Genomic DNA, 13,358 nt, shown 5'->3' on the forward strand with positions numbered 1-13,358 from the left:
GACCGGAATCGGGCGCCGAGGTCCGTGCTACGTTCGGCCAATGGCCGATTCCGTCGTACTGGACCCGGTGGATCTGGACATTCTGCGCCTTCTGCAGAACGACGCCCGGACCACCTACCGCGATCTCGCGGCGCAGGTGGGCGTCGCCCCCTCCACCTGCCTGGACCGGGTCACCAGACTGCGCCGCTCCGGAGTCATCCTCGGACACCAGCTCCGGCTCGACCCGGCGCGAATGGGCCGGAGCCTGGAGGCCCTGCTCTCCGTGCAGGTGCGGCCACATCGGCGTGAACTGATCGGTCCGTTCGTCGAGCGCATCCGGGCGCTGCCGGAGTCCCGCGCCCTGTTCCACCTCACCGGCCCGGACGACTACCTGGTCCACGTGGCGGTGACCGGCACGGCCGACCTCCAGCGGCTGGTCATCGACGAGTTCACCTCGCGGCGCGAAGTCGCCCGCGTCGAGACGCGGTTGATATTCCAGCAGTGGGAGTGCGGTCCTCTGCTGCCTCCGTCGTCGACACCGGCGCCGCCCTCCGCTTCGCCCTCTCCCTCCCCTTCCGTCCCTGGTGGCTGAAGGTCGCCTGTGGGTGACGCGGGGCCCGTGCTCGTACGAGTATGTGGACCATGCCAGACACTTCCAGCAGCGTGCTGCCCCGCCAGGTCGCCGACGCCCATGTCGACGCACTCATCGAACTCGACCCCATCACCGGTACCTATCTGGGCGTGCGCGAGAGCGCCCGGCTGCTTCCGGACTTCACGCCCGCCGGGCAGGAGGCCGTGGCCTCCCTGGCCCGCGCGACGCTGGCGCGGCTCGACGAAGCGGAGCGGGCACCGGGCGCGGACAGCGACTCGGAGCGGCGCTGCGCCAGACTGCTGCGGGAGCGTCTGACCTCCGAACTCGCGGTCCACGACGCGCAGGAGGGGCTGCGCTGCATCAGCAACCTGCGCTCGCCCGTCCACTCCGTGCGCCAGGTGTTCACCATGATGCCGGTCTCCGACGAGGCGGACTGGGCGGATGTGGCGGCGCGGCTCACGGCCGTTCCCGCCGCCCTCGATGGCTACCGCGCGTCCCTGCAACTGGGTCTCGAACGCGGCCTGTTCGCCGGGCCGCGCGCCACGGACACCTTCATCGGCCAGCTCACCGAGTGGATCGGCACGGACCGCGACTGGTTCGCGGAGTTCGCGGCGCCGGGCCCCGAGGCCCTGCGCGCCGACCTCGACGCGGGCGCGCGCGTGGCGGGCGAGGCGCTCGTCGCCCTGCGCGACTGGCTGCGCGACGTGTACGCGCCCGCGATCGCCGGGGCTCCCGACACGGTCGGCCGTGAGCGGTACGCCCGCTGGGTGCGCTACTTCAACGGGACGACGCTGGACCTCGACGAGGCGTACGCGTACGGCTGGTCCGAGTACCACCGCATCCTCGGCGAGATGAAGACCGAGGCCGACAAGATCCTGCCGGGAGCGGGGCCCTGGGAGGCGCTGGCCCACCTCGACGAGCACGGCACCCACATCGAGGGCGTGGACGAGGTCCGCGCATGGCTGCAGAACCTGATGGACGAGGCGATCGAGGCCCTGGACGGCACGCACTTCGAACTCGCCGAGCGGGTACGGAAGGTGGAGTCGCACATCGCCCCGCCGGGCAGCGCCGCCGCACCCTACTACACCGGCCCCTCCGAGGACTTCTCACGGCCCGGCCGCACCTGGCTGCCCACGATGGGCGAGACCCGCTTCCCCGTGTACGACCTGGTCTCGACCTGGTACCACGAGGGTGTTCCCGGCCACCATCTGCAGATCGCGCAGTGGCGGCACGTCGCGGACCGCCTCTCGCGCTACCAGGCCACCATCGGCACGGTGAGCGCCAACGCCGAGGGCTGGGCGCTCTACGCCGAGCGGCTCATGGACGAGCTGGGCTTCCTGCCCGACCCGGAGCGGCGCCTGGGGTACCTGGACGCGCAGATGATGCGGGCGTGCCGGGTCATCGTCGACATCGGCATGCACCTGGAGCTGGAGATCCCCGAGCACGCGCCGTTCCATCCCGGCGAGCGGTGGACACCGGATCTCGCCCAGGAGTTCTTCGGCCGCCACAGCGGGCGTCCGGCGGACTTCGTGGAGAGCGAGCTCACCCGGTACCTGTCCGTGCCCGCGCAGGCGATCGGCTACAAGCTGGGCGAGCGCGCCTGGCTGATGGGCCGCGAGAACGCCAAGAAGCACCACGGTGACGCGTTCGACGCCCGTGCCTGGCACATGGCCGCGCTGTCGCAGGGGCCGCTGGGGCTGGACGACCTGGTGGACGAGCTGTCCAAGCTCTGAGCGCCACGCTCCGAGCCGTCGCGGTGGCGGGCCCGCCGGCCCGTCACCGCGCGACACCGCCGCCCGCCGCGGCGGTGTCAGCAGCCGCAGTCGTCCGCGCCGACCGGCGCGGTCAGCGCGTCGGCCTCGCGCTTCTCGACGCCCTCCCAGGTCTCGAACGCGAAGCCCTCGCGCACCCAGTACTCGAAGCCGCCGAGCATCTCCTTGACCTGGTAGCCGAGTTCGGCCAGGGCGAGCGCGGCGCGGGTGGCGCCGTTGCAGCCGGGGCCCCAGCAGTAGGTGACGACCGGCACGGACCTGTCGAGCAGGTGCTCCGCCTGTTCGGCGATCAGCGCGGTCGGCAGGTGTACGGCGCCCGGTACGTGGCCCTGGTCCCAGGCCTCGGTGGAGCGCGAGTCCAGCACGACGAAGCCCGGCTCCCCGCCCCGGGCCAGCACCGACGCCACGTCGGAGACGTCCGCGTGGAAGACCAGACTGGCGCGGAAATAGGCGGCGGCGTCCGCGGGCGCGGCCGGGGCGACGCGCAGGACGGGGTTGGCGGCGGTGGCGAGCTGCGTTGTTGTCATGGCCAGAAATCTACGGCCGTTGATCATCGGCCGGAAGGCACGATCCCCGGAACATCTCTTGATTCGCCGGGGAATCCCCTGTTGTCTGGCAGCCATGACCGAGTATTCCCCGGACGCCACCGACTGGCGCATCCTGGACGCCCTCCAGCAGGACGGCCGGGCCACCTTCGCGGAGCTGGCCCGCTCCGTCGCCATGTCCCCGAGCGCCGTGACGGAACGCGTGCGGCGTCTGGAGGAGGCAGGGGTGATCTCGGGCTACACGGCGGTCGTCGACCAGGAGCGGCTCGGCCGCGGCATCCTCGCCTTCGTACGGCTGCGGTACCCGAACGGCAACTACAAGCCGTTCCACGACCTGCTGGACGCGACGTCGGAGATCATGGAAGCGCACCACGTCACGGGCGACGACTGCTTCGTGATCAAGGTGGGCGCGCGGTCGATGAGCCACCTGGAGGAGATCTCCGGGAAGATCGGCGCCCTGGGGTCGGTGACGACCAGCGTGGTCTACTCCTCGCCCCTGCCCCGCCGGGCGATAGGCCGCTGAGGGCCGCGCGCGCCGGGGTCCCTCAGTCCCCGGATCCCGCCGTCCGGTGCCGCACCCGCGACCCGTCGCGCTCCTTGACGATCTCCAGCTGGGTGGGGACGCGGCGCCGCAGATCGCCGACATGGCTGACGATGCCGACGCTGCGGTCCCGTTCGCGCAGCGAGTCCAGGACGTCCAGGACCTCGTCCAGGGCCTGGTCGTCGAGGCTGCCGAAGCCCTCGTCGATGAAGAGCGTGTCCAGCCGTACGCCCCCCGCCTCGTCGGTGACCACGTCGGCCAGGCCCAGGGCAAGCGCGAGCGACGCGAAGAAGGTCTCGCCGCCCGAGAGCGTGGCGGTGTCGCGCTCCCGGCCGGTCCACGCGTCGACCACGTGCAGCCCCAGCCCGGAGCGGCCGCGTCCGCCCCGCGCGTCGGAGTGCACCAGCGTGTAACGGCCGCCGGACATACGGCCCAGCCGGGCCGTGGCGGCGGCCGCGACCTGCTCCAGGCGCGCGGCCAGTACGTACGACTCCAGGCGCATCTTGCGTTCGTTGTCGGCGGAGGTTCCGGCGGTGAGCCCGGCGAGGCGGGCCACCCGGTCGTACTCCTCGCGCAGCGGGCCGATCCGGCGCGTCTCGGCCGCGGCCTCGCGCCCGAGCCTGGCGAGTTCGGCGCAGCGCGCGCGGGCGGCGGCGAGCACCGAGGCGGCCTCGCGCAGCGCGCGCTCCACGCGCGCGTGGGCGGCCTCGGCCTCCTCGGTCCGCGCGGCCGGACGGGCGCCGGCCGCGACCGTGCCGGGGTCGGCGAGCCGGTCCGCGACGGCCGCCTCCTCGCGCTGCCACGCGTCGAGCCGGTGCTGGAGCTCGCTCTGCCCGCGGTCGTCGAGGAAGGCGTCCGCCGCGGCCCGCGGGGTGTCGAACCCGGCCCGGAAGGCCGCTTCGGAGAGCCGCCCGTCGGCGTCCTTGAGCCGCTGGGCGCTCACCTCGACCTCGCGGACGGCGTCGGCCGCCCGGGCGAGCAGCCCGGCCCGGTGGTCGAGGAGCGCCGCCTGCTCGGCGACGCTGCGGGCCTCGCCCCTGGCCACCGCCAGCTCCCTTTCCAGGGCGGCCTGTTCCCGGTCGATCTCCTCGCGCCGCGCGGTACGGGCCGAGACGCGCCGGTCCGCCTCGCGCTGCTCCTCCAGGCGCCGCGCGTGCTCGCGCTCGGCGCTCTCGAAGGCCTCGCGTGCCGCGTGCAGCCCGGCGGCGAGCGCGCGGCTCTCGCCGTACTCGGCCTCCCACGCGCGCACCTGGCCGTCGAGCACCCCGAGCGGTTCGGTGCCCGCCTCCGCGCTCGCCGCCGCGTACCGCTCGCGTACGGAGGCGAGGGCGCGCTCGGCCTCGGCGCGGGCCTCCTCGGCCTGCCGGTACGCCTCGTGGGCGGCCTCTTCCGTCGTACGGTCCACATGGCCGGTGGTGGCGCGCGCGGGCTCGGGGTGCTCGGGCGAGCCGCAGACGGCGCACGCCTCCCCCTCGCGCAGGCCCGCCGCGAGTTCGGCGGCGATGCCGCGCAGCCGCTCCTCGCGCAGCGCCAGCCAGTGCTCATGGGCGGTGTTGGCCTTCTCCCGGGCGGCGCCCTGCCGCTCCTCGGCCGCGGCCACGCGCACCTGGAGCGCGTCGCGCTCGCGGGCCGCGGCCAGCCTGCGCCGGGCCGGCTCCAGCCGTCCCGCCAGCTGTTCGGTGCGGGTGGCTGCGTGGTGGGCGGCGTCGACGCGCTCCTGGTGGCGTCGGCGCTCGCCCTCCCAGGCGGCGAGCCAGCCGGCCGCGTCGAGGAGCAGTTGCTCGTCGGCCCTGGCCTGGCGGTCGAGCTCGGCGCGCTCGGCGGTGATCTCGGCGCTGCGGGCCTCGGCCCGGCGGGCGGCGTCGAGCGCGCCCAGCTCCTGGCGCATCTGCCGCTCCAGCGCGGCCAGTTGCTCCGCCCCGGCCTCGGCCAGGTCCGCGGGCAGCGACGCGCGCGAGCGCTCACGGGCCGTGGCCGCCGTCTCGTGGTCGCGCTCGGCCTCCGCGCGCAGCGCGAGGGCGGGGGCGACCAGGTCGGCCTTGCGGGCCCGCGCCAGCCGCTCCCGTACGGCCGCGCGCTGGGGCTCGGCGGCGGCCAGTTCGTCGGCGCGGCGGCGGGCGTCCGCGTACCGGCGCTGGAGCTCGGCGAGGCGGCGCTCGTCGTCGAGCGCGACGCGGGCGGCGGCCTGACGGCTCTCGGCCGCGGTGAGGGCGCACTCCGCGACGGCGAGGCGTTCGCGGGCCCCGGCGCGCGCGACGGCGGCCCACTCCAGGACCCCTTCGGCGAGCCCCGGCTCCCCGGGGCGGTGGCCGGGCAGCGGCCAGTCGCGCGCGTCCGGGCCGTCCCCGGCGGCCTGCGCCATCCGCTGGGCGAGGTTGAGCAGTCGCTCGTCACCGGCCTTGACCTGCTGTTCGGCGGCGCGGCGCAGCTCGGCAAGGCGCTCCTCGACGGCGGCGAAGCGGCCGGTGTCGAAGAGCCGGCCCAGCAGCTTGCCGCGTGCTTCGGCGTCGGAGCGCAGGAACTTGGCGAAGTCCCCCTGCGGCAACAGCACGACCTGGCAGAACTGCTCGCGGCTCATACCGACGAGCTGACCGATCTCCTCCCCCACCTCCTGGTGGGAGCGGCTGAGCGCCTGCCACGCGCCCGCGCCCGGGTCGTACTCGCGCAGCCACGTCTGCGCCTTCTCGGTGGTGAAGCCGGTGCCGCGTTTCTTGGGCCGGTTCTGCTGGGGCCTGCGGGTGATCTCCAGCCGCCGTCCGCCGACGGTCAGGTCGAGCAGGACCTCGGTGACGGTGTCGGGCGCGGCATGGTCGCTGCGGAGCACGGCGCCGGGGCTCTGGCGGGCGCCGGGCACCGCTCCGTACAGCGCGTAGCAGACGGCGTCCAGGACGGAGGTCTTGCCCGCCCCGGTCACGCCGTGCAGCAGGAAGAGCCCCCCGGCCGAGAGCGCGTCGAAGTCGACTTCCTGGGTGTCGCCGAAGGGGCCGAACGCGGTGACGCGCAGCCGGTGCAGCCTCATCGGGCCCCCTCGCGCGCGTGGTCCCGGATGAGCTCCGACTCCACCCGTACGTCGTCGAAGGCGGCGCGCAGCACGGTGCGCTCCCGCTCGTCGGGTCCGCTGCCGCCGCGCACATGGGCCACGAAGTCCTCCGCGATCTCCTGGTCGGTGCGGCCCTCCAGGCGTCGCGCGTACGAGGCGAGCGGGTCCTCGGGGGCGCGGTCCGGGTCGAAGACCAGGCTCAGGGTGTGCGGGAAGCGGGTGGCGAGGCGGGCCATCGCGTCGTCGGGGCGGACCGGGTCGGTGAGCGTCGCCTCGACCCACGCGTCCTCGTGGGGCTCCAGCGCGGGATCCTCCAGCAGCTCGTCGAGCCGGCCCCGGACCCGGGCGAGCGGGCGCGGGACCGGGCAGTCGACGCGCTCGGCGCCGACGGATCCGTCGGCGGCCAGGTCGACGAGCCACATGGTCTTGCGGTGGGTGGTCTCGGAGAACGAGTACGCCAGCGGGGAGCCCGAGTAGCGCACGCGGTCCGAGAGGGTCTGGCAGCCGTGCAGATGGCCGAGCGCCACATAGTCGACGCCGTCGAAGACCCCCGCGGGGACGGCGGCGACCCCGCCGACCGTGATGTCGCGCTCGCTCTCGCTGGGCTCGCCCCCGGCGACGAACGCGTGGGCGAGCACGACGGAGCGGGTGCCGCGCGCGCGTGCCGCGAGATCGGCCCGGACACGCTCCATGGCCGCGCCCAGCACCTGCTCGTGCCCGGCCCTTGCGGTCTTGAACTCCTCGCGGACCAGGGCCGGTTCGAGGTAGGGCAGCCCGTAGAAGGCGACCTCGCCGTGGGCGTCGGACAGCAGCACCGGGGTGTCGCAGGCCGCCGGGTCGGTGCGCAGATGGATGCCCGCCCGCTCGATGAGACCGGCGCCGACACCGAGCCGCCGGGCCGAGTCGTGGTTCCCGGAGATCATCACCGTGGGCACGCCCTCGTCGGCGAGCCGGTGGATGGCGCGGTCGAAGAGCTCCACGGCCGCCAGCGGCGGGACCGCCCGGTCGTAGACGTCGCCCGCCACCAGGACCGCGTCCACGTCGCGCTCGCGCACCGTCGCCACCAGGTGGTCGAGGAACGCGGCCTGGGCGTCGAGCAGGGCGACCCGGTGGAACGACCGTCCCAGGTGCCAGTCCGACGTATGCAGGAGTCTCATGATCCCCGAGGGTATCGGTGGGGTCGGACATCCCGGGCGGCAACTGCCTTACCGGTACGGCTCACAGCTGTCACGCGTCCCCGTACGCCTCGCCGCCGAGCTCCAGCGTCGCGGTGCCCGCCGTGACGTCCGCGAGCCAGCGGCGCAGGGACTCCACGTCGGCCTCGGGGATGGCGATCCCGATGGTGACGGCCTCGGCGTAGCGCACCTCGCGCACGGCGCGCCCGGTGGCCCGCAGGTCGTTCTCCAGCTTGCCCGCGCGCTGGTGGTCGACGGTGACGGTGGCGAGGCGGTACCTCCGGCGCACCACGGTGCCCAGCGCGTCCAGGGCCTCGCCGACCGCTCCGCCGTAGGCGCGGATCAGGCCGCCCGCGCCGAGCTTCACACCGCCGTAGTAGCGGGTGACGACGGCGACGGCGTACCGCACCTCGCGGCGGGTCAGCATCTGGAGCATCGGGAGCCCGGCGGTGCCGCCCGGCTCGCCGTCGTCGCTCGCCTTCTGTACGGAGGCGTCGGCCCCGATGACGTACGCGAAGCAGTTGTGGGTCGCCGTCGGGTGCTCGGCGCGGACGCGCGCGACGAAGTCCTGCGCCTCCTGCTCGGTCGCGGCGGGCGCGAGCGCGCAGATGAACCGCGATCGGTTGACCTCGGTCTCGTGCACACCCTCGCGGGCGATCGTCCGGTACTGCTCCTGCATACGGCCACCCTATGCGGTGCCGCGCCCGTGACCTGCGGGCCGTCGCGGGCTCCGGCGGCGGGGGCGGGGAACGCCGGGGGCCGCGGGGGCACGGCGTGACCGATGTCACCGGGGCCGGTGCGGGCCCGGGCGGGGCCACGGGCCCACCCGGTGACACACACGCCCGGCAACGCCCCCGTGGACATCAGGTGAACCCTCGCCCGCCCCTCCCCCTTGATCCTCAACTCTCCCTATAGGCGGCTCGCGCAGGCTGCGCGGAGGAGTCGTGCCACAGCAGAGAGTGCGCCGGTCCGTAAGGAGCAACCCGATATGTCAGAGAACCTCCCGTTATTCTCCGTCCTTCTGGGAGGCGATTACGCGGGCAAGTCCTCAGCGGTCTCCCGACTCGCGGAAGGCCCCGATCCCGTCCGGGTCGTCTCGGTCGACGACCGCTTCCTCGCGGAGCGGCACGCGCTGATCGGCCGGCTGCGGCGAGACGTGGTGAAGGACGTCGCCGCCCCGGACGGGGCCTACTCGCCGGAGTTCATGGCCAGCATGCTCCAGACCGCCGTGGTGCACCTGCGCGACCAGCTCCTGACCGCCGCCGGATCGCCCGACGGACGGCCGCTCCTCGTCGACTCGTACTACTACAAGATCCTCGCGAAGTGCCGTCTGGCGGGGGTGAGCGAGAACCCCATGTACGACTGGTGGCGCTCGTTCCCCCAGCCGCGCCACGTGGTGTACCTCCGGGTCGCGCCCCAGGAGGCCTGGCGCCGCAGTCGGCGCGGCAGCCGGCTCAACTCCCTTGAACACTACGGCGAGAGGCCGAACCGGGCGGCGTTCGAGCGGTACCAGACGGACCTGGAGAAGCTGATGTGGGACGAGATCCGCGGCCTTCCGGTCACGGTCGTGGAGCAGCAGGGCTCCCCCGGGAGGACCGCCGAGGCCGTGCGGGAGGTGGTCTGCCATGACTACGTCTGAGGCTCGCCAGGCCCCTCGGGACGGACTGACCTGGACGGATCCGGGGCGGGTGGAGCGGTACCGGTCGCGGGTCCTCGCCGAACGGGACCGGTTGCGTACGGCCTTCGCGGACCCCGCCGGACACCAGCGGCGGGTCCTGGAGGACCTGCTCGCCTTCAACGCCGGCACCGCCTACGGACGCGCCCACGGCTTCGCGCGCGTACGCACCCTGGACGACTGGCGCGCGGCCGTGCCCGTGCAGGACTACAGCGGGCTCGCCCCGTGGATCGAGCGGGCCGCCGCGGGCGAGGAGAACGTCCTGACGGCCGACCGGCCCGCCGTGTTCTTCACCAGCAGCGGCAGCACCGGCGCCCACAAGAAGATCCCGGTCACCCCACGGTTCATGCGCACCACGTTCTTCCCGTTCTACTACGCCGCCTGGGCGCCGCTCATCGAGCACTTCCCCGATGTCCTGACCCGCCCGGACGCCGTCCTCAACCTGAAGCACGACCCCATCGCCGCTCCCCCCACCACGGCCTCCGGCCGGCCCCATGTCGGCGCGAGCCAGGTCGACTTCGGCGCACGGTTCGGCGAGCCGCTGTCGGCCGAGCCCGGTACGGCCGCCCCCTGGGCCACCCTGCCCGTCGAGGTGGACGCGGGCGCGCACCTCGACAAGATGTATCTGCGGCTGCGGCTGGCCGTCGAGAGCGACGTCCGCTGTGTCATCGGGATCAACCCGGCGATGGTCGCGGCCCTGCCCCACCAGCTGAACCTCTGGTGGGAGCGCATCGTCCGGGAGGTACGCGACGGCACGCTCGGCGGTCAGCCCCACTGCCCGCCCAACCCCGGCCGCGCCCGTGAACTGGAGCGGCTCGCGGAGCGCTTCGGGCGGATCAGGCCCGCCCACGTCTGGCCGCGGATGCGCGCCCTCTTCTGCTGGACCACGGGCGTCGCCTCGCTCTACCTCCCCCGTCTGCGCGAGGAGTTCGGGCCGGGCGTCACCGTCCTGCCCGCCCCGGTGGCCGCCTCCGAGGGGCCCACCGGCGTCGCCCTGGACCGCCACCCGAGCGCGGGAAGCCTCGTCGTCACCGCCTCCGTGTACGAGTTCGCCGACGCCGACCGGGACCTCACCCCCGACGTCCCCACGCTCCGGCCCCACGAACTCGAGGTCGGCCGCGACTACCACACCGTCTTCAGCCATGTGGGCGGTCTCTACCGCTACGCGGTCGGTGACGTCGTCCGGGTCGTGGACCGCGAGGGCGGTGTGCCGCGTCTGGAATACACCGGCCGCAGCACCCTCTCCGACGCGGCCGGGGAACGTCTGCGCGACGCCCAGGTCCTGCGCGCCCTCACCACCGCGCTCGCCGCGGGCGGGCTCGAACTGCGCAACGTCGCCTGCCGTGTCACCCCCGACCCCCATGGCCTCCCCGCCTACCAGTTCGCCCTCGCCTCAGCCATCCCCTGGAGCGGGGCCGAGACCGACGCGTTCCTGACGCGCCTCGACCGCGCCCTCGCTCTGGAATCCGCCGGCTACCGCCACGCCCGCACCCACCTCCGTCTGGGCGCTCCCACCGCCCTGCCCCTGCATCCCGACGCCTTCCTCGACGACTGGCACGCCACCGTCGCCTCCGGCGTACGCCCCACCCAGGTCAAAGACCGGCTCTTCCGCCAGGACCCGGCGCAATGGCAACGACTCACCGACGGGAACGGTTCCTGACCCTCCAGTCGCGGCCCCCTCCCCCACCGGGGCCGCACTCCACCCGTCCGACCGAAGGAGACGAGAACCCCGTGACCGAGTTGCTCGACGCCGTCGAACGCACCGCCCTGCTCACCGCCGCCCTGCGTGCCGCCGAGACGCGCCGGCCCGACCGCATCTACCAGGATCCGTACGCGCAGGCGCTCTGCGGGGAGATCGGCCCGGAGCTGCTCGCGGAGATCCGGCGGGCGACGTTCCCCGCGGACGCCTCGCGTACGCTCCCCAGCACCCCCGACTACAACGCCATCCGCACCCGGTTCTTCGACGACCACCTCCAGGAAGCGGCCCGTGAGCCGGGGATGCGGCAGATCGTGCTGGCCCCGGCCGGGATGGACTCGCGCGCGTACCGGCTGGACTGGCCCGAGGGGCTGCGCTACTTCGAGGTCGACCGGCCCGCGGTGCTCGCGTACAAGCGGGACCGGCTGGAGGGCGTGAGGCCGCGCACCGACCACCGTACGGTCGCCGTGGACCTCACCGCGCCCGACTGGGAGGACGACCTGCTCCGGGCGGGCTACGACCCCGCCCTGCCGTCCACCTGGCTGCTGGAGGGGCTGCTCTACTACATCCCCGAGCAGGACACCCACCGCATCCTGAGCCGGGTGGCCGCCTTCTCGGCGCCCGGCAGCCGGATCGCCGCCGACCTGGTGAACTCCGCCGCCCTGACGCTGCCTCATATGCGGGGCCTGCTCGACATCTTCGCGGGCTGGGGCTGCCCCTGGCTGTTCGGGACCGACGAACCCGAGGCGCTCTTCGACCGCTACGGGTTCTCGGTGGAGGCGGTGCAACCGGGCGAGCCGGGGGCGGACTTCGGCCGCTGGCCGGATCCGGTGCCGCCGCGGCACGAGACGGACGTGCGCCGGGTGTTCTTCATCCACGGCCGGCGGCGCTGATGTCCAAGGCTCTGGTCGTAGGAGGCAGTGTCGCGGGGCTGGCCACCGCTCTCGCGCTCGCCGGGTCCGGGCGCCGGGTGACGGTCCTGGAGCGCTCCGCCCCGCCGCCCCGGGGCGCGATGGCCGATCTGCACAGCCGCTGGCAGCGCCCCACCGTGCCGCAGGCCCAGCAGTCCCACACGCTGACCTCGCTCGGCGTACGCACTCTGCGCACCCGCGCGCCCGAGGTGCTGGAGCGGCTGATGGCCGCCGGGGCGCCGCTGTTCGACCTCACGCGCGCGATACCGCCGGGTGCGACCGACCGCGCGCGCGAGGTGGGCGACGACCTGCTGGTCGCGTTGGGCTGCCGCCGCACCACGCTCGAACTCGTCCTGTACCGGACGGTCGAGGCCCTTCCGCAGGTGGAGATCCGGCACGGCACGACCGTCCGCGGGCTGCGGCTGGGCTCCGACCGGCAGTCGGTGCGCGGCGTGGTGACCACGGACGGCGCCCATCTGTCCGCCGAGGTGGTCGTGGACGCCACCGGGCGCCGCGCGGCCGCCCGCGGCTGGCTCACCGACGCGGGGGTCCCGGTCGCGGGGGACCTGACCAGCCCGGGCGGGCTGCGCGGCTTCACGCGCTTCTACCGGCTCAGAAGCGGCTCCCTGCCCGGACCGCTGAACCGCGGCCATGCCGCCGGTGACATCTGGGACCACTACGCGGGCGTGCTGCACCCCGGCGACGCGGGCACCTTCGCGATCGCCCTGGGCACCCTGCCCGGCGACACGGAGCTGGACCGGCTGCGGCACGCCGACGCCTTCACCGCCGTCGCACGCGCCACTCCCGGCCTCACCGCCTGGCTCGACGACGCGGTCAGCGCCCCCATCTCCGGGGTCCAGGTGATCGGCGGCCCGGCCAACACCCTGCGCGCCACCGCCGTGCGGCCGCCCGTGGCGGGGCTGTTCCCGGTCGGGGACGCCGCCTGTGTCACCAACCCGCTCTACGGGCGCGGGATGTCGCTGGCACTCGCGCACGCCTTCGGCCTTGCCGACACACTGGCGTCCCATCCCGCCCGGCAGCGGGGCGAGGCCGCCGCCGAACTCGCCGACGTGCTGCTGCGGCCGTGGTACGAGCACGCGGCCAGCACCGACCGGGAGCGGATCGGGCGCTGGAGCGCCGTCGTGCACGGCCGCTCCCTGCCGCCCGTCTACGCCGGCTGCCCCAACACCTCCATACGGTCGGCCGCCGCACGGGACGGCACGGTGTGGCGTGGGCTGACGCGGGTCCTGATGGGGCTGAGCACTCCGGACGAGGTGTTCGGCGACGAGAAGTTCCGGCACCGGGTCGCCCAGGCGCCCCGTGGACCGCTCCCGGCGGACACAGGGCCCCTGCCCCGCGCACAGCTCCTGAACGTCCTCACGGCGGCGGAAGGAGCCTCCTCGTGACGCCCCTGTGCCGCCGCCCCGCGCCC

11 protein-coding genes are annotated in these 13,358 nt (G+C 74.3%); 7 read left to right on the plus strand and 4 right to left on the minus strand.

The features are described 5' to 3' along the window. The first annotated feature begins 40 nt into the window (after window positions 1-40). Both AC069K_RS07640 and AC069K_RS07645 read left to right on the plus strand, forming a co-directional pair. The gene (locus tag AC069K_RS07640; protein ID WP_365104149.1) at window positions 41-571 is read left to right on the plus strand and encodes an Lrp/AsnC family transcriptional regulator; all 531 of its coding nucleotides are present in this window, start codon (window positions 41-43) and stop codon (window positions 569-571) included. Window positions 572-621: 50 nt separating this feature from the next. Continuing rightward, on the plus strand, window positions 622-2,304 hold the full coding sequence (locus AC069K_RS07645; RefSeq protein WP_478613135.1) for a DUF885 domain-containing protein: 1,683 nt from the start codon (window positions 622-624) through the stop codon (window positions 2,302-2,304). Window positions 2,305-2,381: 77 nt separating this feature from the next. Here AC069K_RS07645 and AC069K_RS07650 read toward each other — a convergent pair whose 3' ends face one another. After that, complete coding sequence (locus AC069K_RS07650; RefSeq protein ID WP_365104144.1) at window positions 2,382-2,870, minus strand: rhodanese-like domain-containing protein; 489 nt, start codon at window positions 2,868-2,870, stop codon at window positions 2,382-2,384. A gap of 94 nt (window positions 2,871-2,964) precedes the next feature. Between AC069K_RS07650 and AC069K_RS07655 the strand changes: the two genes are divergently transcribed. Further along, window positions 2,965-3,411 (plus strand): Lrp/AsnC family transcriptional regulator, encoded by a 447-nt coding sequence (locus AC069K_RS07655; RefSeq protein WP_365104141.1) that lies wholly within the window; start codon window positions 2,965-2,967, stop codon window positions 3,409-3,411. Between the two features lie 22 nt (window positions 3,412-3,433). Here the strand turns inward: AC069K_RS07655 and AC069K_RS07660 are convergent, their stop codons facing one another. The 3 genes from AC069K_RS07660 to AC069K_RS07670 form a co-directional block, all read right to left on the minus strand. Further along, window positions 3,434-6,448 carry an AAA family ATPase gene (locus AC069K_RS07660; protein ID WP_478613140.1) on the minus strand — a complete coding sequence of 1,005 codons (3,015 nt, stop codon included), beginning with the start codon at window positions 6,446-6,448 and terminating at the stop codon, window positions 3,434-3,436. Beyond that, complete coding sequence (locus tag AC069K_RS07665; RefSeq protein ID WP_478613143.1) at window positions 6,445-7,626, minus strand: exonuclease SbcCD subunit D; 1,182 nt, start codon at window positions 7,624-7,626, stop codon at window positions 6,445-6,447. The genes AC069K_RS07660 and AC069K_RS07665 overlap by 4 nt, the downstream gene beginning before the upstream one ends. Window positions 7,627-7,696: 70 nt before the next feature. Further along, a complete protein-coding gene (locus AC069K_RS07670) occupies window positions 7,697-8,323 on the minus strand; it encodes a YigZ family protein (protein WP_365104132.1) in 627 nt (208 codons plus the stop codon). A gap of 309 nt (window positions 8,324-8,632) precedes the next feature. Between AC069K_RS07670 and AC069K_RS07675 the strand changes: the two genes are divergently transcribed. The 4 genes from AC069K_RS07675 to AC069K_RS07690 all read left to right on the plus strand — a co-directional run bounded on the left by AC069K_RS07675 (window position 8,633) and on the right by AC069K_RS07690 (window position 13,332). Beyond that, on the plus strand, window positions 8,633-9,283 hold the full coding sequence (locus AC069K_RS07675; protein WP_478613147.1) for a hypothetical protein: 651 nt from the start codon (window positions 8,633-8,635) through the stop codon (window positions 9,281-9,283). After that, entirely contained in the window at window positions 9,270-10,979 is a 1,710-nt protein-coding gene (locus AC069K_RS07680) for a GH3 family acyl-acid amido synthetase (protein ID WP_478613150.1), read from the plus strand. Before AC069K_RS07675 ends, AC069K_RS07680 begins: the two co-directional genes overlap by 14 nt. A 71-nt stretch (window positions 10,980-11,050) precedes the next feature. Then, entirely contained in the window at window positions 11,051-11,908 is an 858-nt protein-coding gene (locus AC069K_RS07685; protein WP_478613153.1) for a class I SAM-dependent methyltransferase, read from the plus strand. Beyond that, window positions 11,908-13,332, plus strand: coding sequence for an FAD-dependent oxidoreductase (locus AC069K_RS07690; protein WP_478613156.1), 1,425 nt, complete (start codon window positions 11,908-11,910; stop codon window positions 13,330-13,332). The genes AC069K_RS07685 and AC069K_RS07690 overlap by 1 nt, the downstream gene beginning before the upstream one ends. Window positions 13,333-13,358 lie beyond the last annotated feature (26 nt).

It is taken from the genome of Streptomyces sp. NPDC043908 (genome assembly GCF_056435525.1).

Excerpts from the sequence above, each read along its gene's own strand:
- AC069K_RS07640 (WP_365104149.1), top strand. The coding sequence starts at position 41 with ATGGCCGATTCCGTCGTACTGGACCCGGTGGATCTGGACATTCTGCGC.
- AC069K_RS07645 (WP_478613135.1), top strand. The coding sequence starts at position 622 with ATGCCAGACACTTCCAGCAGCGTGCTGCCCCGCCAGGTCGCCGACGCC.
- AC069K_RS07650 (WP_365104144.1), bottom strand. The coding sequence starts at position 2,870 with ATGACAACAACGCAGCTCGCCACCGCCGCCAACCCCGTCCTGCGCGTC.
- AC069K_RS07655 (WP_365104141.1), top strand. The coding sequence starts at position 2,965 with ATGACCGAGTATTCCCCGGACGCCACCGACTGGCGCATCCTGGACGCC.
- AC069K_RS07660 (WP_478613140.1), bottom strand. The coding sequence starts at position 6,448 with ATGAGGCTGCACCGGCTGCGCGTCACCGCGTTCGGCCCCTTCGGCGAC.
- AC069K_RS07665 (WP_478613143.1), bottom strand. The coding sequence starts at position 7,626 with ATGAGACTCCTGCATACGTCGGACTGGCACCTGGGACGGTCGTTCCAC.
- AC069K_RS07670 (WP_365104132.1), bottom strand. The coding sequence starts at position 8,323 with ATGCAGGAGCAGTACCGGACGATCGCCCGCGAGGGTGTGCACGAGACC.
- AC069K_RS07675 (WP_478613147.1), top strand. The coding sequence starts at position 8,633 with ATGTCAGAGAACCTCCCGTTATTCTCCGTCCTTCTGGGAGGCGATTAC.
- AC069K_RS07680 (WP_478613150.1), top strand. The coding sequence starts at position 9,270 with ATGACTACGTCTGAGGCTCGCCAGGCCCCTCGGGACGGACTGACCTGG.
- AC069K_RS07690 (WP_478613156.1), top strand. The coding sequence starts at position 11,908 with ATGTCCAAGGCTCTGGTCGTAGGAGGCAGTGTCGCGGGGCTGGCCACC.